The 17,989-nt window shown below is 69.0% G+C and carries 19 protein-coding genes; 8 read left to right on the plus strand and 11 right to left on the minus strand.

Annotated elements, in window-relative coordinates:
* Positions 1-129: 129 nt before the first annotated feature.
* A complete protein-coding gene (locus tag AB0395_RS18655) occupies positions 130-525 on the minus strand; it encodes a MerR family transcriptional regulator (protein WP_366282066.1) in 396 nt (131 codons plus the stop codon).
* An 82-nt stretch (positions 526-607) separates the two neighbouring features.
* Here AB0395_RS18655 and AB0395_RS18660 point away from each other — a divergent pair, with 82 nt between their 5' ends.
* Both AB0395_RS18660 and AB0395_RS18665 read left to right on the plus strand, forming a co-directional pair.
* Positions 608-1,504 (plus strand): NAD(P)-dependent oxidoreductase, encoded by an 897-nt coding sequence (locus AB0395_RS18660; protein ID WP_366282067.1) that lies wholly within the window; start codon positions 608-610, stop codon positions 1,502-1,504.
* Positions 1,505-1,564: 60 nt separating this feature from the next.
* Entirely contained in the window at positions 1,565-1,996 is a 432-nt protein-coding gene (locus AB0395_RS18665) for a PPOX class F420-dependent oxidoreductase (protein WP_366282069.1), read from the plus strand.
* A gap of 281 nt (positions 1,997-2,277) precedes the next feature.
* Here AB0395_RS18665 and AB0395_RS18670 read toward each other — a convergent pair whose 3' ends face one another.
* The 3 genes from AB0395_RS18670 to AB0395_RS18680 all read right to left on the minus strand — a co-directional run bounded on the left by AB0395_RS18670 (position 2,278) and on the right by AB0395_RS18680 (position 4,359).
* Positions 2,278-3,180, minus strand: a complete 903-nt coding sequence (locus tag AB0395_RS18670) for a PASTA domain-containing protein (protein WP_366282071.1) — start codon at positions 3,178-3,180, stop codon at positions 2,278-2,280.
* Positions 3,177-3,677 carry a SigE family RNA polymerase sigma factor gene (locus AB0395_RS18675; protein ID WP_366282073.1) on the minus strand — a complete coding sequence of 167 codons (501 nt, stop codon included), beginning with the start codon at positions 3,675-3,677 and terminating at the stop codon, positions 3,177-3,179. The genes AB0395_RS18670 and AB0395_RS18675 overlap by 4 nt, the downstream gene beginning before the upstream one ends.
* Positions 3,678-3,882: 205 nt before the next feature.
* Positions 3,883-4,359 (minus strand): helix-turn-helix domain-containing protein, encoded by a 477-nt coding sequence (locus AB0395_RS18680; RefSeq protein WP_366282074.1) that lies wholly within the window; start codon positions 4,357-4,359, stop codon positions 3,883-3,885.
* A gap of 131 nt (positions 4,360-4,490) precedes the next feature.
* On the opposite strand from AB0395_RS18680, the gene AB0395_RS18685 reads away from it, so the two are divergent.
* Both AB0395_RS18685 and AB0395_RS18690 read left to right on the plus strand, forming a co-directional pair.
* Positions 4,491-5,012, plus strand: a complete 522-nt coding sequence (locus AB0395_RS18685; RefSeq protein WP_366282076.1) for a pyridoxamine 5'-phosphate oxidase family protein — start codon at positions 4,491-4,493, stop codon at positions 5,010-5,012.
* 86 nt (positions 5,013-5,098) lie between these two features.
* Positions 5,099-6,112, plus strand: a complete 1,014-nt coding sequence (locus AB0395_RS18690) for an RDD family protein (protein ID WP_366282078.1) — start codon at positions 5,099-5,101, stop codon at positions 6,110-6,112.
* 248 nt (positions 6,113-6,360) lie between these two features.
* Here the strand turns inward: AB0395_RS18690 and AB0395_RS18695 are convergent, their stop codons facing one another.
* Entirely contained in the window at positions 6,361-7,809 is a 1,449-nt protein-coding gene (locus AB0395_RS18695) for a hypothetical protein (protein WP_366282081.1), read from the minus strand.
* A 178-nt stretch (positions 7,810-7,987) separates the two neighbouring features.
* On the opposite strand from AB0395_RS18695, the gene AB0395_RS18700 reads away from it, so the two are divergent.
* Complete coding sequence (locus AB0395_RS18700) at positions 7,988-8,620, plus strand: DUF305 domain-containing protein (RefSeq protein WP_366282083.1); 633 nt, start codon at positions 7,988-7,990, stop codon at positions 8,618-8,620.
* Positions 8,621-8,701: 81 nt separating this feature from the next.
* Here the strand turns inward: AB0395_RS18700 and AB0395_RS18705 are convergent, their stop codons facing one another.
* Both AB0395_RS18705 and ahcY read right to left on the minus strand, forming a co-directional pair.
* Complete coding sequence (locus tag AB0395_RS18705; RefSeq protein ID WP_366282085.1) at positions 8,702-9,943, minus strand: adenosylhomocysteinase; 1,242 nt, start codon at positions 9,941-9,943, stop codon at positions 8,702-8,704.
* Between the two features lie 100 nt (positions 9,944-10,043).
* Positions 10,044-11,471 (minus strand): adenosylhomocysteinase, encoded by a 1,428-nt coding sequence (gene ahcY, locus AB0395_RS18710; RefSeq protein WP_366282086.1) that lies wholly within the window; start codon positions 11,469-11,471, stop codon positions 10,044-10,046.
* Between the two features lie 223 nt (positions 11,472-11,694).
* Here ahcY and AB0395_RS18715 point away from each other — a divergent pair, with 223 nt between their 5' ends.
* From AB0395_RS18715 to AB0395_RS18725, 3 genes are all read left to right on the plus strand, one after another.
* Positions 11,695-12,030, plus strand: coding sequence for a MerR family DNA-binding transcriptional regulator (locus tag AB0395_RS18715; protein WP_366282087.1), 336 nt, complete (start codon positions 11,695-11,697; stop codon positions 12,028-12,030).
* Positions 12,031-12,126: 96 nt separating this feature from the next.
* Positions 12,127-13,335 (plus strand): sensor histidine kinase, encoded by a 1,209-nt coding sequence (locus AB0395_RS18720; RefSeq protein ID WP_366282089.1) that lies wholly within the window; start codon positions 12,127-12,129, stop codon positions 13,333-13,335.
* A 161-nt stretch (positions 13,336-13,496) separates the two neighbouring features.
* On the plus strand, positions 13,497-14,126 hold the full coding sequence (locus tag AB0395_RS18725) for a response regulator transcription factor (RefSeq protein WP_366282091.1): 630 nt from the start codon (positions 13,497-13,499) through the stop codon (positions 14,124-14,126).
* A 126-nt stretch (positions 14,127-14,252) separates the two neighbouring features.
* Here the strand turns inward: AB0395_RS18725 and AB0395_RS18730 are convergent, their stop codons facing one another.
* Genes AB0395_RS18730 through AB0395_RS18745 form a run of 4 tightly spaced genes read right to left on the minus strand, consistent with a single transcriptional unit; the run spans position 14,253 to position 17,906 of the window.
* Positions 14,253-15,230 carry a cation diffusion facilitator family transporter gene (locus AB0395_RS18730; RefSeq protein ID WP_366282093.1) on the minus strand — a complete coding sequence of 326 codons (978 nt, stop codon included), beginning with the start codon at positions 15,228-15,230 and terminating at the stop codon, positions 14,253-14,255.
* Between the two features lie 42 nt (positions 15,231-15,272).
* Positions 15,273-16,379 (minus strand): bifunctional phosphoglucose/phosphomannose isomerase, encoded by a 1,107-nt coding sequence (locus AB0395_RS18735; protein WP_366282095.1) that lies wholly within the window; start codon positions 16,377-16,379, stop codon positions 15,273-15,275.
* Entirely contained in the window at positions 16,376-16,549 is a 174-nt protein-coding gene (locus tag AB0395_RS18740; protein WP_184712993.1) for a Trm112 family protein, read from the minus strand. The genes AB0395_RS18735 and AB0395_RS18740 overlap by 4 nt, the downstream gene beginning before the upstream one ends.
* Positions 16,550-16,553: 4 nt before the next feature.
* A complete protein-coding gene (locus tag AB0395_RS18745) occupies positions 16,554-17,906 on the minus strand; it encodes a phosphomannomutase/phosphoglucomutase (protein WP_366282097.1) in 1,353 nt (450 codons plus the stop codon).
* Positions 17,907-17,989 lie beyond the last annotated feature (83 nt).

Consider the following 17,989-nt stretch of genomic DNA (forward strand, 5'->3'; position numbering starts at 1 on the left):
ACGTGGCCCGCGCCCTGCCGCTGGACTTCTCGGGAACCGTGGCCACGTGCTCCCTCCTGGTCGCCGCCGAACTCTCCGAGCGGCCCGGTGTCGAGTCACGGGCCGATCCGCTGCGAGACCAGCCGGTGTCTACTCCGGCGCGCTCGCGTCGCAGCCCTGATATTGCCGTGACACACGCCGTTCGGTGGCGTCGATGTAGTCGTTGAGGGCCCGGCGGGAGTGGGTGAGCGTGTCGATGTGCTCGTCCAGCCCGTGCAGGCGTGCTCGCAGGGTGACCATAAGCTCCGGGCAGGGCTCGAAGTCGGGGGTCGTGCCGGTGGCGCAGGGCAGCATGAACCCGATTTCCTGGGTCGACAGTCCGGCTTCGAGCAGCCTCCTGATCTGCGTCACGGTCAGGAGGGCGTCGTCGGTGTACTCGCGGTAGCCGTTGGCGCCGCGGCCGGGCTCGAGCAAGCCCTGGGCCTCGTAGTAACGCAGCTGATGCGCATGAACTCCGGTCCGCCGGCTCAGCTCCCCGATCAGCACGCTCGCTCCCCCTTGACCTTCATATCGGTGTGAACGTTGAGGATTCTGCCATGACCAGCAACCCATCTCGAGGGAGCACATGATGCGGAATCACGATGCCGACCACACTCCCGTGACGGTCATCGGCCTGGGTCTGATGGGCCAGGCGCTGGCCGGGGCGTTCCTGCGTGACGGGTACCCCACGACCGTGTGGAACCGTACGGCGGCGAAGGCCGGACAACTCGTCGCCCAGGGCGCCAGGCTCGCCGACTCAGTCGGCGACGCCATCACGGCCAGCCCACTCGTGGTCGTCTGCGTCTCGGACTACGAGGCTGTGCACGAGTTCCTTGATCCGCTGGGCGAGGACCTCGACGGCCGAGTCCTGGTGAATCTGACCTCGGGCACGTCCCGGGCGGCCCGTGAGACCGCCGAGTGGGCGGCGCAGCGGGGCGGCACCTACCTCGACGGTGCGATCATGGCCACCCCTCCGGCCGTTGGAGCAGACGCCGTCATCCTCTACAGCGGTCCGCGGTCGGCCTTCGACCTGCACGAGCCGGCCCTGAGGAGCCTGGGCGCGGGAACGACGTATCTCGGCGACGACCACGGCCTGTCGTCGCTGTACGACGTGGCTTCGCTGAGCCTGATGTGGAACATCCTGAACGGTTTCCTCCAGGGCGCCGCCTTGCTCGGCGCGGCGGGTGTGGACGCCACAACGTTCGCCCCGATCGCGAGCAAGGGAATCGAAACCGTGAACGGCTGGCTGTCGGCCTACGCGCAACAGATCGACGACGGCACGTATCCGGCCTTCGACTCCACCATCGACACTCACCTGGCCGCGATGAGGCACCTCATCCACGAGAGCGAGTCCCTCGGTGTCAACGCCGAGCTTCCGAAGTTCTTCAAGGCCCTGACCGACCAGGCGGTGGCCGACGGGCACGGCGGCAACGGCTACGCGGCGATGATCGAGCAGTTCCGCAAGCCCTCTGGGGGACGACCGTGACCAGCCGTCGCCCCTGTATCGTCAGAACAGCCAGTATCCGGCCGCGAGGTGGTTCCTGATATGACCGCCACACCGTTCAACCCGCACACGCTGCTCGCGGAGAGCCGACTTGGTGTCCTCGCGACGATCAAGTCGGACGGCCGCCCCCAGCTTTCCCCCATCATGCCCTTCTACGACCGGGAGGCCGGGGTCATCTACGTTTCGATGACCGAGGGACGAGCCAAGACAGCGAATCTGCGTCGAGACCCACGGGCCACGCTGGAAGTCACCAGCCCCGACGGCTGGGCGTGGGCCACCGCCGAGGGCACCGCGACACTCACCGGGCCGGGAACCGACCCCCACGGCCTCGAGGTCGAGGCACTGGTGGACTACTACCGCCTCGCCGCCGGCGAGCACCCGGACTGGGACGAGTACCGGTCGGTGATGGTGTCCGACCGTAGGGTGCTCATGGTGATGACGGTCGACCACCTGTACGGCGCCAAGATCCGCTGACAGCACCCCGAAGAAGCACCGTATATCCAGGTTCGCGCCGACAACGGTGAGCAGGCCGTGCGGCAGACTTCTCCTCCACCGTGTCGCGACGATCTACGGCACCGGGTCGCGACGATCTCTCCCACCGTCTCTCCCACCGTGTCGCGACGATCTACGGCACCGGTACGGCGAGCGGTGAAGCGGGCGCGGCGGCACACCCCCCAGCACGCCGCCGCGCCGCCCCGTGCGGCCCGGATCCGGGGACGGGAGCCCGGACCGCACTCATGGCACCTCCGAAGAGGTCATCTGGTGACCGTGACGGCGTTGGCGATCCTGCGCAGTTCCAGCACGATCACGGTCTCGCCGAACTCAGTGCCTCCGGCGTCCCTGCTGAGCTTGGCAACGTATTCGGCGCTCAGCTGGACCCGGACCACCAGGCCGGAGCTCGGTGCGTAGAGGATGGTCGAGGCGCCGTCGGCATCGTTGGTTGCGACCGCGTATCGCGCTCCAGCGACGGCCTCGATCCGCTTGGCCGCCTCCCCCTGGTAGACCATCACCCAGACGCTGTAGCTGGAGGAGGGGAGGCCTTTCTCACGCCAGAAGGCGTTGACGGTCTCGCCGGGGACCACCTTGGTCATGGACTTCATCCAGATCAGGTTCTTCGGCAGGTAGCCGAACCTCACCCCGCCGAACTCGCGGCGATCCTCCGGCTCCTTGGACGTGGATCTGGTTCCCTTCTCCGTGGGGACCGAGCTCGGTGACGGGCCGAGCTCCGCGGCCAGGGTGAGCGAGACCGTGGTGCCCGTGGGAGCCGGTTGCCCGCCGTCGGGTACCTGCCCCGTCACCCGGCTGTAGCGCGAGCCCTCCGGCACGACGACCTTGAGCCCCGCCGCCTCCAGAACGGCCTTGGCCCTCTCCCCGGTCAGACTGATGACCGAGGGAACCTCCACCTTTCCGGACGTGTTCACCCACGCGGGGGCGGCAACCGGGCCGGCCTCGATGTCGACCGCCGGGCCGGACCTCATCGGCAGGCAGGCAGGTATCACCACCGCCACGGTGACGGTCGCCAGCACGACTCCCGCCGTACGGACGCGCATCTTACGGACGCGGTGGCGGTGGCGGACCATGGCTCCCATCGCGGAGGGGGCGCGCACTCCCTCGACCTGCGCCCGCATCGCCTCGGCCAGCTCCTCCTCGAGCCTCACCCCCCTACTCCTTCCAACGTGCCCATGCGCTCGCGAATCCTGGCCAGCCCCCGTGCGGCCTGGCTCTTCACGGTTCCGACCGAGCAGCCCATCAACATGGCGGTCTCGGCTTCCGACAGGTCCTCCCAGTAGCGCAGCACCAGCACCGCGCGCATCCGCACGGGCAACCTGCGCAGTTCCCCCAGGAGTGCGTCGCGCAACTCGAGGTTCGGGGAGTGGACCAAGGTGTCCGGCGGCCTGGCGAAGGTGATCTCCTGGATCACCCTGCGGCGCCGGTAGAGGTTGATCGCGAGGTTCACCACGACCTTGCGGGCATAGGCCTCCGGGTTGTCGTGCTGGATCCGTCCCCAGTGCCGGTAGATTCTCTCTAGCGCGTTCTGCACCAGATCCTCGGCATCGTGCCGGGAGGCGCCGCAGACCAATGCGGCAGTGCGCAGCAGCGCGGTGCTCCGCGCGGCCACGAACTCGTCGAAGGTTGCCTCATCCTCGTCGGTCACTTGTCTTCATCCGTCACTCGCGGGCCCCCTTTCACCTCTCCTAACAAACAGGCCCCTCATCAAGTTGAGAGAAATGTAAAATTTGCCGAAATGGCGAGGTGGGAGCGGCCGCGGCGAACATGATCATTGTCAAGTTCGGGTCTGACAAGCGGGAGTCAGGGGCAGGCGAGGCCCCGCCAGTGGAGGCGGCGGCGGGCGCGGCCCCTCAGGCGGGGGCGGGGGACGGGTCGGGCGCCACCCCCGGGCCGGGCAGCACGTCGACGTCGGCGGCACGCATCGGCCGGCCGCATCCCGCGCAGCTCAGCTCGACGTGGCTGATCTCGCCGCAGGAGTGGTGCCGGTAGAGCACCGGAGGGCCCGCCTCTCCCGCCGCCCAGCGGTCACCCCAGCCCACCATCACCAGCAGCAGGTCGCACAGCTCCATGCCCTTGGCGGTGAGCACGTACTCGTGGCGCGGCGGCCGGCTCGAATACTCCCGCCGCTCCAGAACGTCGTTCTCGGTCAGCCACTTGAGCCGCTCGGTGAGCACCTTGCGCGAGATGCCCAGATCTTGCTGGATCTGCTCGAAGCGGGTCATGCCGACGTAGATGTCACGCAGGATCAGCGGCGACCACGGTTCGCCGATGACGTCCAGCGTGCGGGCGATCGAGCAGGCCATGTCGCCGAACCGGGTGCGCTGCATGGGGACAGTCTAGGCGAGTGGGTTCTCTTAGGGAACGGTCTCTGCTACGGTCACCCCTATAAGTTCCCTAAGGGAACTGACAAGGGATCGCGGTCCGGTCATGAACCGCGAAGACAGCGAGGAGACCCGTGATGACCACAGCCGCACCCGTGGCCGAGCTTCTGTTCGGCGAGGCCGACGCGACGCCGATCAGCACGGACGAGGCGACGGTGAAGCCCTGGGACCAGGCGCGAGCGTGTCTGGAGTCCACGCCGAAGGGCTGGCTCTCGACGGTGCGGCCCGACGGCCGCGCGCACGCCATGCCGCTGATGCTGGTCTGGGCCGACGACGCGCCCTGCTTCACGAGCCGCCCGGGGTCCCGCAAGAGCAGGAACCTCGTCGGCAACCCCCATTGCGTCATCACCGTCGCGGGCGAGACCCTCGACCTCGTGGTCGAGGGCGAGGCCTCCCGAATCCAGGACGAGGCCGGGCTGCGAGGGGTGGCCGCCGCCTTCGAGGCGAAGTACGGCTGGGAGCTCGCGGTACGCGACGGCTCCGTTTACGAGGACAACCTTCCCGGCTCACCCGAGTACGGGTTCTACCGGGTCACTCCCACGCGCGCCTTCGGCTACGGCTCGGACGGCCTGACGGCGACGCGCTGGCGGTTCGAGTGAACGGACCGGCGCACCGTCGGCCCCGTGTCGGCGCGAGCACGGCCGTCGGCGGGGTGCGGGCCGTCCGGCATAGGTAGGGTGCTGGTGTGTCCGATGTCGTAACCGGCGAGGCCGTCGTCGTCGAAGTCCGGGTCGCCCAGCTTCCCAGCAGAGCCGTGGCGCTGCTGATCGACATGCTGGTCCAGATCGTGACGCTGTTCGGAGCGTCCCTGCTGATCGGCATCGTGGCGTGGGACCTCGACGGGGCACTGGCGACGATGATCTACATCTCCTTCACGGTGCTCGTGCTCGTCGGCTATCCCGTGATCTTCGAGACCCTCTCGCGAGGCCGTAGCCTGGGCAAGCTCGCCCTCGGGCTCCGGGTCGTCAGCGACGACGGCGGCCCCGAGCGGTTCCGGCAGGCCCTGTTCCGCGGGCTGGCCGGAATGCTGGAGTTCTGGATGCTCGGCGGCGCCCCCGCGCTGATCAGCTCGCTCATCTCGGAGAAGGGCAAACGGCTCGGCGACATCTTCGCGGGCACCATCGTGATCTCCGAACGCGGCCCCAGGCAGTACGGCCCGCCACTGGAGATGCCCCCGCAGCTCGCCGGGTGGGCCGCGACGCTGGAGTTGTCCCAGTTGCCGGACGGGGTCGCCGCGACCGCGAGGCAGTACCTCATGCGCTGGCACGACCTGGCGCCCGCCGTACAGCACGAGATGGGCGTGCGCATCGCCACCGAGATGTCGGCCTTCGTCTCGCCCGCGCCGCCGCCGGGGGTGCCGCCGTTCGCATACCTGACCGCCGTTCTGGCCGAGCGCCGCAGGCGTGACCAGGTACGGCTGGCCCAGCGGGCCGAGGCGCGGCGGTCGGCCCAGGAGTGGCCCGGCCAGGCGACCGGGGGGTGGCCCGGTCAGCAGTCCCCGTACGGCCCCCAGTCCTACCAACCTGCCCCGGCCCCGTACGGCCCGCCGACGCACCACTCGCAGGCGCCCGCGCCGCATCCCCAGCAGCAGCCCGCTTACCAGCCCCAGTGGCAGACGCCCGCCCAGCCGCCTCACCTCCGGACACCTGAGACGGTGGCGCCCGACGTCACTCCCGGTGGTTTCGTTCCTCCCGCCTGAACCCGCCGCCTGAGTCTGTCGCCCGAACCCACCCGCCGCACACCGGGCCGCGCGCCGTACCAGCGGAGCGGACAGGCCAGCCAGGGCGCCCGGCACGCAAGGGCGTGGAAGGCCGTGTCAGAACGTGAAGAAAGGGCGGCGGAACGGATCCGCCGCCCTTCCTCACCCGGTCTCACCGAACTTCGGCGGGCCTCACAGAGCTTCGGGACCTCACAGAACGCCCGCGACCCTGGTGGAGTTCAGTGGTCTCACGGGGTTTCCGCGGGCGTGGCAGAGGACGGAACGCCCTCCTCCTCCGCCAGGCCGTGCCGCCCTCCGTACGAGGCCTGGGTCTGCACGTTCAGCTGGTCGAGGTGAACCTTCCTGGCCGGGTCGGTACGACGGTCGCTGATCTTGACGATGTCGAATCCGAAGTTGAAGTCACTGCCGTAGATGTAGCCGTTGTAGTAGTACGCCGACCAGATGCCGCCGCTGCCGCCGCTGGGGTCGGGGCCGCGCTCGAAGAAGCCGATCTCCTTCGGGTTGGCCGAGTCGGTGAAGTCGACGACCGAGACACCGCCCTGGTACCAGGCCTGGACCAGGATGTCGCGACCCTTGACCGGCACCAGCGAGCCGTTGTGCGCGACGCAGTTCTCGGTCGGGCCCTGGTAGCGGGGGATCTTGTAGTAGCTCTTGAACACGAGCCTGCCGTGCCTGATGTCGTAGATGGCGTCGGCGCCGCGGTTCGGGCCCGTCGCCTCGTTGCAGGTGAACCCGACGCCGCCGCCGAGCTCGTCGGTGAAGATGACCTTGGTGCCCTCGTTGTTGAACGTCGCCGAGTGCCAGAAGGCGAAGTTCGGGTCGGTGACACGGGTCTTGACCACCGGGTTCTCCCGGTCGGAGATGTCGAACAGCACACCGTCACCCATGCAGGCCCCGGCCGCGAGGTCCTTCTCCGCGTAGACGGTGATGTCGTGGCAGCCGCTGGTGGGCAGCAGCAGACCGGGCTGGGTCTCGTTGCCGCCGTCGGGGAAGACGACCGGGGTGCTGACGACCGCCGCGTCCGTCGGGGTGCGCAGCGGCACCTTGATGATCGAGATCTTGTCGTGCGGCGGCTGGCAGTCCGGGAACGTCGCGTTCGGGTTGTAGGAGGAGACGTACAGGTAGACGTTCTTCCAGCGGTCCTTGCCCTTGCCGGGGACCTGGGTCAGGGTGTGGGAGCCGCAATTGGTCTCGACCGACTTGATGTACTTGGGGTTGGCCTTGTCGGTGATGTCGAAGATCCGGACGCCCTCCCACGACTCCTTGATCGACGCGCTCTGCGCGGTGCTGCTGCAGGAGTCGTTGTTACGTGAGGAGTCGACCGCGGTGAACAGCAGGTTGTCGTGGACCGTGACGTCCATCTGCGAACCGGGGCACACGACGCTGCTGACGACCTTGGTGTTCTTCGGGTCACTGATGTCGTAGATCGAAAAACCGCCATAGTTGCCGACATAGGCGTAATCACCCTGGAAGGCGATGTCGGTGTTAATCGTGTTCTCCAGCCCGGCCGGCTTGGGCACGTTGGCCACGTGCGCCACGTTGGGGCTGGTGACGACCTGACCGGGCGCCGGGATGTCGACGGCCTGGGCGGGCACGGCGGCCAGGGCCATCGCCGCCGCGGCTGCCGCCGTGATCAGGAACCGGCCACCAAGGCCTTTCCTGAGGGGGGATAACACTTGTGAGCCTCCTTGCCACATGTGCCGTAAAGGTCCCATAAATGACTAAATCGTTTATCTGAACGATCGGCTCTACAAGCCTTCACTGTGTCAGTAAGTTCTTCCGACTTGCGGCCTTTACTCGCCTCGCCGGTGAAGTTAGGGTCTTTGCTCGGGAGATCTTGAAGAAGGAGACCTGGTGCGCGTTGCGCTGGTGCTTGTGACCCTCGTCGTCCTGTCCCTCAGCGCGTGCAGTGCCGGCCAGAGGCCGCCCGTGGCGCTGTCGACCGCCCCCGTCATCGCGCCCGGCAGACCGGGCGAGGCCCCCAGAACACTCAGCGCGAGCGAGGCCGCGACCGCGGTGCCGACCCCCACGGCGAACGCCGCCGACGTGAGATACGTGCAGGACATGATCGCCCACCATCGGCAGGCCCTCGAGATGGCGACCCTGGCTCCGTCGCGCGCCGCAAGCGAGAGGGTTCGAAGCCTGGCCTCCCGCATCAAGGACTCCCAGTGGCCGGAGATCCAGGTCATGTCACTGTGGCTGACACAGCAGGGCCTGCAGCCTCCGGACCACCACGCGAACCACCACGCCGCCATGCCGGGCATGGCCACCCCCGAGCAGCTGAAGGCTCTGGCCGCGGCCTCGGGCCAGGACTTCGACCGGCTGTTCCTCCAGCTGATGATCGCCCACCACCGAGGCGCGATCACGATGTCCGAGCAGGTCCTGACCAACGGCTCGCATCTGAGGGTCGAGGAGATGGCCAACGAGATCGCCACGACCCAGGCCGGTGAGATCCGCAGAATGTTCCAGATCCAGACCACCTCTTGAAGCCGCGGCGCACCCGCCGCCCGGCCCTTCCCGCCAAGGAGCCCGTACGGCCACAGCGGCGCGGGCTCCCGGCACGGGGCTTCACGACCCCAGGCGCCAGGAGTGGAGGTAGCTCTCCTGGTCGGAGGTCAGGTGGTCGACCTCGATGCCCGCAGCCGCGAGCTTGAGCCGCGCCACCTCCACGTCGACCTCTCCCGGCACGTCGTAGACGCCCGGCTCCAGCCGTACGCGTTCACGGGCCAGCCAGGCGACCGCGAGGGCCTGCGCGGAGAAGGACATGTCCATGACCGCGGCCGGGTGCCCCTCGGCGGCCGTGAGGTTCACCAGGCGCCCCTCGGCGAGCAGCAGGAGCCTGCGCCCGTCCGCCAGGACGTACTCGTCGGTGTTGGGGCGCACCCCGGGATGCACGGCGTGTGCCAGTTCCTCAAGGGCCCTGACGTCGATCTCGACGTCGAAGTGGCCCGCGTTGGCCAGGATCGCGCCGTCCTTCATCACCGCCAGGTGCTCGCCCCTGATGACGTCGCGGTTGCCGGTGACGGTGACGAACACGTCCCCCGTGGTCGCGGCCCTGCCCATGGGCTGCACCTCGTAGCCCTGCAGCGAGGCGTCGAGCGCCTTGACGGGGTCGATCTCGGTGACGACCACCCGGGCGCCCAGGCCCCTGGCCCGCTCAGCCACGCCCCGGCCGCAGAAGCCGAACCCCGCGACCACCACGACCTTGCCCGCGAGCAGGGTGTTGGTGGCGCGCATGATGCCGTCCATGGTGGACTGGCCGGTGCCGTACCGGTTGTCGAACATCCGCTTGGTCCGGGTGTCGTTGACCGCGACGACGGGGAACCTGAGCGCCCGCTCCGCGGCCATCTGCCGGAGCCTGATGATCCCGGTCGTGGTCTCCTCGCAGCCCCCGGAGACCGTCTCCAGCAGCTCGGTCCGCTCGGTGTGCAGGATGTTGACCAGGTCACAGCCGTCGTCGAGGACCAGGTCGGGAATGATGTCGAGCGCCTGGTGGATGTGGTCGTAGTAGGTCTTCCTGTCCACCCCGGCCCTGGCGTGCACGCGGACGCCGTAGGCGCCGAGCGCCTCGGCGACGTCGTCCTGGGTGGACAGCGGGTTGGAGGCGGCCAGCGCGATCTCGGCCCCGCCCGCCCTCAGGGCACCCATGAGGACCGCGGTCTCCGCGGTCACGTGCAGGCAGGCGGCGACCCTCAGTCCTTCGAGGGGCTTCTCGGCCGCGAACCGCTCCCCGATCGCGGTGAGCACCGGCATCGCCCGCGCCGCCCACCCGATCCGCCGTTCCCCCGCGGCGGTCAGCGCGCTGTCCACGTTTCTCCCCAGATGGCCCGAAGGCCCCCGCGGAACTCGCGGGGGCCGGGTTGAACGATCGGATCGGTGTCCGACCGTGTTCGATCAGTACGCTAACCGATCAGTAGCGGTAGTGGTCGGCCTTGTAGGGGCCCTCGACGTCCACGCCGATGTACTCCGCCTGGGCCTTGGTGAGCTTGGTGAGCTTCACACCGAGGGCGTCGAGGTGGAGACGGGCGACCTTCTCGTCCAGGTGCTTGGGCAGCACGTAGACGCCGATCGGGTACTGCTCGGTCTTGGCGAACAGCTCGATCTGGGCGATCACCTGGTTGGTGAACGAGTTGGACATGACGAACGAGGGGTGGCCGGTGGCGCAGCCCAGGTTCATCAGGCGGCCCTCGGCAAGCACCAGGATCTGGTTGCCGTTGGGGAAGGTCCAGGTGTGGACCTGCGGCTTGATCTCGGTCTTGACGATGCCCGGGATCTTCGCCAGCCCGGCCATGTCGATCTCGTTGTCGAAGTGGCCGATGTTGGACACGATGGCGTTGTGCTTCATCTTCGACATGTGGTCGGCGGTGATGATGTCGAAGTTGCCGGTCGTGGTGACGAAGATGTCCGCGATGCCGACGACGTCCTCGAGCGTGGTGACCTGGAAGCCGTCCATGGCCGCCTGGAGGGCGCAGATCGGGTCGATCTCGGTGACGATGACGCGGGCGCCCTGGCCCCTGAGCGCGTCGGCGCAGCCCTTGCCGACGTCACCGTAGCCGGCGACGACCGCGACCTTGCCGCCGATGAGCACGTCGGTGGCGCGGTTGAGGCCGTCGATGACCGAGTGGCGGCAGCCGTACTTGTTGTCGAACTTCGACTTGGTGACCGAGTCGTTGACGTTGATCGCCGGGAAGAGCAGCGAGCCCGCCTTGAACATCTCGTAGAGGCGGTGGACGCCGGTGGTGGTCTCCTCGGTGACGCCCTTGATACGCGAGGCGATCTCGGTCCACTTCTTCTCCGGGCCGACCGTACGGCGGAGCAGATCGAGGATGATCTTCCACTCCTCCGCGTCGTCCTCACCGGCGCTGGGGACGGCACCGGCCTTCTCGTACTCGACGCCCTTGTGGACGAGCAGGGTGGCGTCGCCGCCGTCGTCGAGGATCATGTTGGGGCCGTCACCGCCGGGCCACACGAGCGCCTGCTCGGTGCACCACCAGTACTCCTCCAGGGTCTCGCCCTTCCAGGCGAAGACCGGGACGCCCTGCGGGTCGTCGACGGTGCCGTTGGGGCCGACGACGACGGCCGCCGCGGCGTGGTCCTGGGTGGAGAAGATGTTGCAGCTCACCCAGCGGACCTCGGCGCCGAGCGCGACCAGCGTCTCGATGAGCACGGCGGTCTGGATGGTCATGTGCAGCGAGCCCATGATCTTCGCCCCGGCCAGCGGCTGGGCGTCGGCGTACTCCTTGCGCACGGTCATCAGGCCCGGCATCTCGTGCTCGGCGAGCTGGATCTCCTTGCGCCCGAAGTCCGCAAGGGAAAGGTCGGCGACCTTGAAGTCCATGAATTAACCCCTCTGGTTGATGGTCTCGCGCGCCTCATGCCCTCGCCGGACCCGCTGGTCTCGCCGACGTGCTGTCTCGCGGTCCCGGGCACGGCTCGCCGCTCCACCGGAAAGTCGACGATGTGAGTTTAGGCGGCCGGTACGGCTCCGCGCACCTCGAGAGGCGCTAACCTTACACAAGAATGTAAGTTTTCCCGGAACGGACCCGGCAAAGGGGCGGAGAATGCGGATCACCGAGGCCGCAAGGCGGCTGGGCATGTCCCCCAGGATGCTCCGCTACCGGGAGGCCCTCGGGCTGCTCCCGCCCGTCAGGAACCAGGGGGCGCACCGGCGGTTCGGCCCCGAGGAGCTCGCGGCCGTCGCCCAGGGCGTCGAGCTGGAGAAGCGGTTCGACATCTCCCCCGCCGAGCTGTCGTTCGCGCTGCGGGTGCTGAGCGAGCCCGCGGTGGCGCAGGCCGTACGGGATCTGGGGCTGCGCATCGGTCGGGTCCAGGCCCCGCGCAGGGCGCTGGACTTCGAGAAGGAGAAGGCCCTGCGCCTACTCCAGGGCCGCCCGTAGGCACGCGCCTCCCCGTTCGCGGGATCTCGCCTCCGGGCCTCAAGGTCGCTCCCAGGAGTGACGACGCCGAACCCCCGAGTCAGAAGAATTCACCCCATGAATCACCCATCCACCATGCCGTCCTCCCTGAAGCAGGTCGTGGCGGCCCTGAGATCCCCCCTTTCCAGCCCACAGCTCCTCGGCGACATCCTGGTGGCCTCGACCCTGGCCCTCCTCGCGGTCATGGAGCTCTCCTCCATGGGCACCAGGCCGGTCGAGGTCGCCGCGGTCCTCCTGGCGACCGCGCCGCACGCGGTCCGCCGCATCGTGCCGTGGCAGGCGGTCACACTCACCGTCATCGGCGCCGCGGGCCTCGTCGCCAGCGGGTTCCTCGTCAGCCGGATGCCTCTCGCCGTCCTCGCCTCAGGAGTGCTGTCCTTCTACACGATCCTGCGCGGGGTGCGCCGGCGCGTCGCCTGGCTGCTGACCGGCTGCGTGATGGCCGGCATGGTGCTCGTCGTCATGCTGTTCTTCGCGCGGAGCGGCCTGGGCGGCCTGGGTGGCCTGCCGTCCCTGCTCCTGCACAACGCACGCGTTGGCCTCTGGATCGTCGGCGCGTTCGCCGCGGTCGTCGGGCCGGCCTTCCTCGCGGACGTACGGCGCAGCCGGGGCGAGATCAGGGAGGTGCGCGCGGACAACCTGGAGAACCTCAGGCAGCAGGCCGCGATGGCCGAGCGGGCCAGGATCGCCAGGGAGATGCACGACCTCGTGGCCCACTCGGTCTCGATGATCGCCGTGCAGGCCGAGACCGCGCCCTACACACTCGACAACCTGGACGACCGGGCGAAGCAGGAGTTCGCCGAGATCGCGACCTCGGCCCGGACCACGCTCACCGAGATGCGCCGCCTGCTCGGCGTGCTGCGCGCCGACATCACCACGACCATGGAGACCGCGCCACAACCGGGGCTGGCGCGGCTTCCCGAGCTGATCGAGCAGCATGATGGCGAGGTCGACCTCGACATCGTCGGAGAGCGGGTGCCGGTGCCGCAGGCCGTGGACGTCTCGGCCTACCGGATCGTCCAAGAGGCGCTGACCAACGCCCGCGTGCACGCGCCGGGCGCCCGCGTCTCGATCGAGCTCGCCTACCGTCCCGGCCTGCTGGCGCTGCGGATCGCCGACAACGGCCCCGGTCCCTCGGGGAAGACGGAGAGCGGCCACGGCCTGGTCGGCATGCGCGAGCGCGCCCTGGCCCTCGGCGGCTGGTTCGAAGCAGGTCCTGGGCCCACGGGGGGCTTCCTCATCCAGGCGGGCCTCCCGCTGGAATGACCTCCCCCGGCCACCCCATCCCCTCCTCAGAAGCGACCTCTCCGGACGGCCGGGGAACCCCACGTCCCGGCCTCCCAGCGGGCACCCCTGGAACGACACCTCCAGGAACGACCCCACCGGACACCCCCGGGACGACGCCGCAGGACGGCCGGATCCGGGTGATGGTCGCCGACGACCAGCCGGTCGTGCTCCGCGGGTTCGCCGCCGTGCTCGGCGCGCAGCCCGACCTCGTCGTCGTCGGCACCGCCTCGGACGGCGCGCGGGCCGTACGGCTGGCCGCGGAGACCCACCCCGACGTCGCGCTCCTCGACATCCGGATGCCGGAGATGAACGGCATCGAGGCCGCCCGCCGGATCCTGGAGAACGAGACGACCAGGATCATCATGATCACCACGTTCGACCTGGACGACTACGTGTACGACGCGCTCACCGCGGGGGCGAGCGGGTTCCTGCTCAAGGACGTCAGGGCGAACGACCTGGCCGAGGCGGTCAGGACGGTCGCGCGCGGCGACGCGCTGCTCGCCCCGAAGATCACCAGGCGTCTGATCGCCGAGTTCTCCCGGCAGCGGCGCCCGGCAAGGCCCGGCGGCCCGCTGACCCCACGCGAGGTCGAGGTGCTGCGGCTGATCGCCAGGGGTCTGTCGAACGCCGAGATCGCGGCCCACCTCGTGGTCACCGAGCACACCATCAAGACCCACGTGGCCCGACTGCTGGCCAAACTGGGCCTGCGCGACCGCACCCAGGCGGTCATCCACGCCTACGAGTCAGGCCTGGTCGTCCCGAACGCCTGACCCCGGGATCGGCTGGAGACAGCCCGGCGACACGGAGAGCCCCTGGGCGAGTACTCGCCCAGGGGCTCTCCGAGTTGCCTGGTCTTCCGTACCGGGCACGACCGGTCCGTGACCGGTTTACGCGCGTCAGGCCCTGCCGTTGGCCGAGTGCGTTCCGGGGGCGACCCCGCCGGCCCCACCGACCCCGCCGACCTTCGCCCTGTCGAGGTCGGGCTCCAGATAGATGACGCGGGCCATCGGGACGGCGTCGCGGATGCGCCGCTCCGCCTCGTCGATGCCCCTGGCCACCTGGGCGGCCGTGTCATCATGGTCCACCGCGATCTTCGCGGCGACCAGGATCTCCTCGGGGCCCAGGTGGAGCGTCCGCATGTGGATGACCCTGGCCACCTCGGGGGCGCTCTCCAGTGCGGTGATGATCTGCTTCTCGACCTCGGGGCCCGCGCTCTCGCCGATCAGCAGCGACTTCGTCTCGATCGCCAGGATGACGGCGATGACGGCGAGCAGGACACCGATCGCCATCGTGCCGACGCCGTCCCAGACGCCGTTGCCGGTGACCACCGCGAGCGTCACGCCCACCAGTGCGAGAACCAGTCCGACCAGGGCGCCCAGGTCCTCCAGCACGATGACCGGAAGCTCGGGCGACTTGGAGCGGCGGATGAACTGCAGCCAGGTCTGCTTGCCGCGGAGCGGATTCGACTCCTTGATCGCGGTGCGGAAGGAGAACCCCTCGGCGATGATCGCGAAGATCAGCACCCCGAAGGCCACGATCGGCGTCTCCACCGGATGCGGATCGCTGATCTTGTGCCAGCCCTCGTAGAGGGAGAAGAGCGCGCCGATCGTGAACAACACGACCGCGACCACGAAGGCGTAGAAGTAGCGTTCCCTGCCGTAGCCGAACGGATGCTCCGGGGTCCGCTTCCGTTCGGCCCGCTTCCCACCGACCAGCAGCAACACCTGGTTGCCCGAGTCGGCGAGCGAGTGGATCGACTCGGCAAGCATGGACGACGAGGTCGTGACCAGGAATGCGACGAACTTGGCCGCCGCGATCGCAACGTTCGCGCTCAATGCCGCGATGATCGCCTTTGTACCGCCGCCCGCGCTCACGACAGCCTCCACTCATTTATTCCGAAAAAGACGATAAGGATCCTATTGGGAAATTCTCGCCTTAAGCTCTGTGATGGCCGACACAGGGGTCGGGTCGATCCCGTACCCCAGAGCGAGGTATGTAGTCGCGTAGTCGCCCAGCTCGATCAGCGTCGCGAGCCGTTCCAGCGGGTGCAGGCCCTCCGCGACGATCTGGGTGACCGGGACGCCCCTGTCCTCCGCCATCCGCACCGACGCCTCGCGCCGCCGCGCCACCTGCGGATGCTCCTCGACGTCGCGCAGCATGAAGAGCCGCAGCGACCGGCCCGCCTCGTCGGAGAAGATGTCGCGCTGGGCCAGCGGGCCGTCGAAGGCGACCACCTGGTTGTGGTTGACCTCCGGGATCTCCCCCCAGACCGCTGGATACTTGCCGTTCTCGTTGAGCTGGCTGGCCCATCGGTAGGCGGCGACGGCGGCCGGCGGCGAGGTTCCCCAGATCATCGGCACCGTCTCCGCCAGCTCCATGGCCAGCGACTTGCCGGGGTTGATGAACGACTCACTGGTCGGGCGGCATTGGTGGGCGACGTCCTCGAGGCGTTTCGCGACGGTCTCGAAGACCTCGTCGTCCGCCTGGACCAGGCCGAGCTCGGCGGCGGCGACCACCAGCGGGATCGACAGCGCCCAGACGGCCGCGCGCGGCTGCCCCCCGGTGTTCACGGGCACGAACGGCGCGCCCGCCTGCCGGGCGACCGCGTGCAGCGGCGAGTCCGCCGCGGCCAGCACGAGCAGGCGGCACCCCCTGCGGACGGCCTCCATGGCCACCGCGAGCGTCTCCTCGGTCTTCCCCGAGCACGAGACCGCGACCACCAGGTCGGTCGCGCCAACCCAGCCCGGCAGTTGGTAGGACCGGACGGTCACGATCGGCAGCGGGACGCCGTGACCGCACACCGCGTTGAGGATGTCACCGGCGATGCCCGAACCGCCCATGCCCGCGACCACGATGGCCCGGGGCCTGCCGTCCCGGGTCACCTGGGCGAGATCCGCCTCACGGGCCCCCCGGTAGGAGGCGCGGACCTGCGCCGCCGAGGCGGCGACCGCACGCAACATTCCCGAGGGGTCGCCGTCGGTGAGCTTCCTCTGATCGTCGAGCCGATCTGGCTCCCAGCTCACGACTTCCGAGCCTCGTCGACCAGCAGGACCGGGATGTCGTCACGGACCGGATAGACCAGCCCGCACGAGGCGGAGGTGCACGAGAGCTCGTCCACCTCAGGCTCCGCGCGCAGCGGAGACTTGCAGTTGGGGCAGGCCAGGATCTCCAGCAACCATTCGTCGATCTTCACTCGCTCAGCTCCTCACGGCAGCGAGGACTTCGTCCCTGATCGCTGCCATCTGAATCTCGTCGGCCGCCTCGGCGTTCAGCCTGAGCAGCGGCTCGGTGTTGGACGGACGAAGATTGAACCACCATCCGGGGCCGGAGACGGTCATGCCGTCCAGCTCGTCGAAGGTGACGCCGTCACGACTCTCGAAGATCTCCCTGACCCGCGCCGTCGCGGCCCGCTGGTCGGCGACCGTACTGTTGATCTCTCCGGAGGCGGTGTAGCGGGTGTAGCTCGCGAGGATCTCCGACAGCGGCCTGTCCTGCTCGCCCAGCGCGGCCAGCACGTGCAGCGCGGCCAGCATGCCGGTGTCGGCGAACCAGAAGTCCTTGAAGTAGTAGTGCGCGGAGTGCTCTCCGCCGAACACGGCACCGGTCCTGGCCATCTCGGCCTTGATGAACGAGTGCCCGACGCGGGTCCTGACCGGAAGCCCGCCGTGCTCGGTGACGATCTCGGGAACGCCCTGCGAGGTGATCAGGTTGTGGATGATCGTGGCGCCCGGATGCTTGGCCAGCTCGCGGGCCGCGACCAGCGCGGTGATCGTGGAAGGGGAGACTGACTCGCCGCGCTCGTCGACGACCCAGCAGCGGTCGGCGTCGCCGTCGAAGGCCAGGCCGATGTCGGCGCCGACGTCGAGCACGGCCTTCTGCAGGTCGCGCAGATTCTCCGGCTCGATCGGGTTGGCCTCGTGGTTGGGGAAGGTGCCGTCCAGCTCGAAGTAGAGCGCGGTCAGGTCGAGGGGAAGCCCGTCGAAGACCACCGGCACCGTGTGCCCCGCCATCCCGTTGCCCGCGTCGACCACGACCCTCAGCGGCCGGACGCCGGACAGGTCGACCAGCGTGCGCAGGTGGTCGGCGTAGTCCCGCAGCAGGTCCCGCTCGGAAACCGTGCCGCCGCCCTCGCCGCCGATCCCCGAGGCGAGCAGTTCGGCGGCCCGGTCGCGGATCTCGGTGAGCCCGCTCTCGCCGCCGATCGGCACGGCGCCCGCCCTGCACATCTTCATGCCGTTGTAACGGGCCGGGTTGTGGCTGGCGGTGAACATCACACCGGCCATGCCGAGGCTGCCACTGGCGTAGTAGAGCATGTCCGTCGAACCGAGGCCGGTGTTGACCACGTCGGCCCCGCGCGAGGTCACCCCGCGGGCGAAAGCGGACGCCAGCGGCCCGGAAGAGGCACGCATGTCATGCGCGACCACCACGGCCGCGGCACCGGTCACCTCCGCGAAGGCCGCCCCGACCGCCTCCGCGGTCTCTTCGTCCAGCTCGTCCGGCACGACGCCGCGCACGTCGTACGCCTTGAAGATCCCGGCGAGGTCGCCCACTCCAGCTCCGCCCCTTTATCTCGTCTCTGCCGCCCCCAGCCTAGGGCGTGTTTATTCGCGATGCCTACGGCACCTATGACGAC

Source organism: Streptosporangium sp. NPDC051023, assembly GCF_040689595.1.
In the GTDB taxonomy this organism is placed as follows: domain Bacteria; phylum Actinomycetota; class Actinomycetes; order Streptosporangiales; family Streptosporangiaceae; genus Streptosporangium.

Excerpts from the sequence above, each read along its gene's own strand:
- AB0395_RS18680 (WP_366282074.1), bottom strand. The coding sequence starts at position 4,359 with ATGCAGCGCACCCGGTTCGGCGACATGGCCTGCTCGATCGCCCGCACG.
- AB0395_RS18720 (WP_366282089.1), top strand. The coding sequence starts at position 12,127 with ATGAATCACCCATCCACCATGCCGTCCTCCCTGAAGCAGGTCGTGGCG.
- ahcY (WP_366282086.1), bottom strand. The coding sequence starts at position 11,471 with ATGGACTTCAAGGTCGCCGACCTTTCCCTTGCGGACTTCGGGCGCAAG.
- AB0395_RS18660 (WP_366282067.1), top strand. The coding sequence starts at position 608 with ATGCGGAATCACGATGCCGACCACACTCCCGTGACGGTCATCGGCCTG.
- AB0395_RS18665 (WP_366282069.1), top strand. The coding sequence starts at position 1,565 with ATGACCGCCACACCGTTCAACCCGCACACGCTGCTCGCGGAGAGCCGA.
- AB0395_RS18725 (WP_366282091.1), top strand. The coding sequence starts at position 13,497 with ATGGTCGCCGACGACCAGCCGGTCGTGCTCCGCGGGTTCGCCGCCGTG.
- AB0395_RS18715 (WP_366282087.1), top strand. The coding sequence starts at position 11,695 with ATGCGGATCACCGAGGCCGCAAGGCGGCTGGGCATGTCCCCCAGGATG.
- AB0395_RS18685 (WP_366282076.1), top strand. The coding sequence starts at position 4,491 with ATGACCACAGCCGCACCCGTGGCCGAGCTTCTGTTCGGCGAGGCCGAC.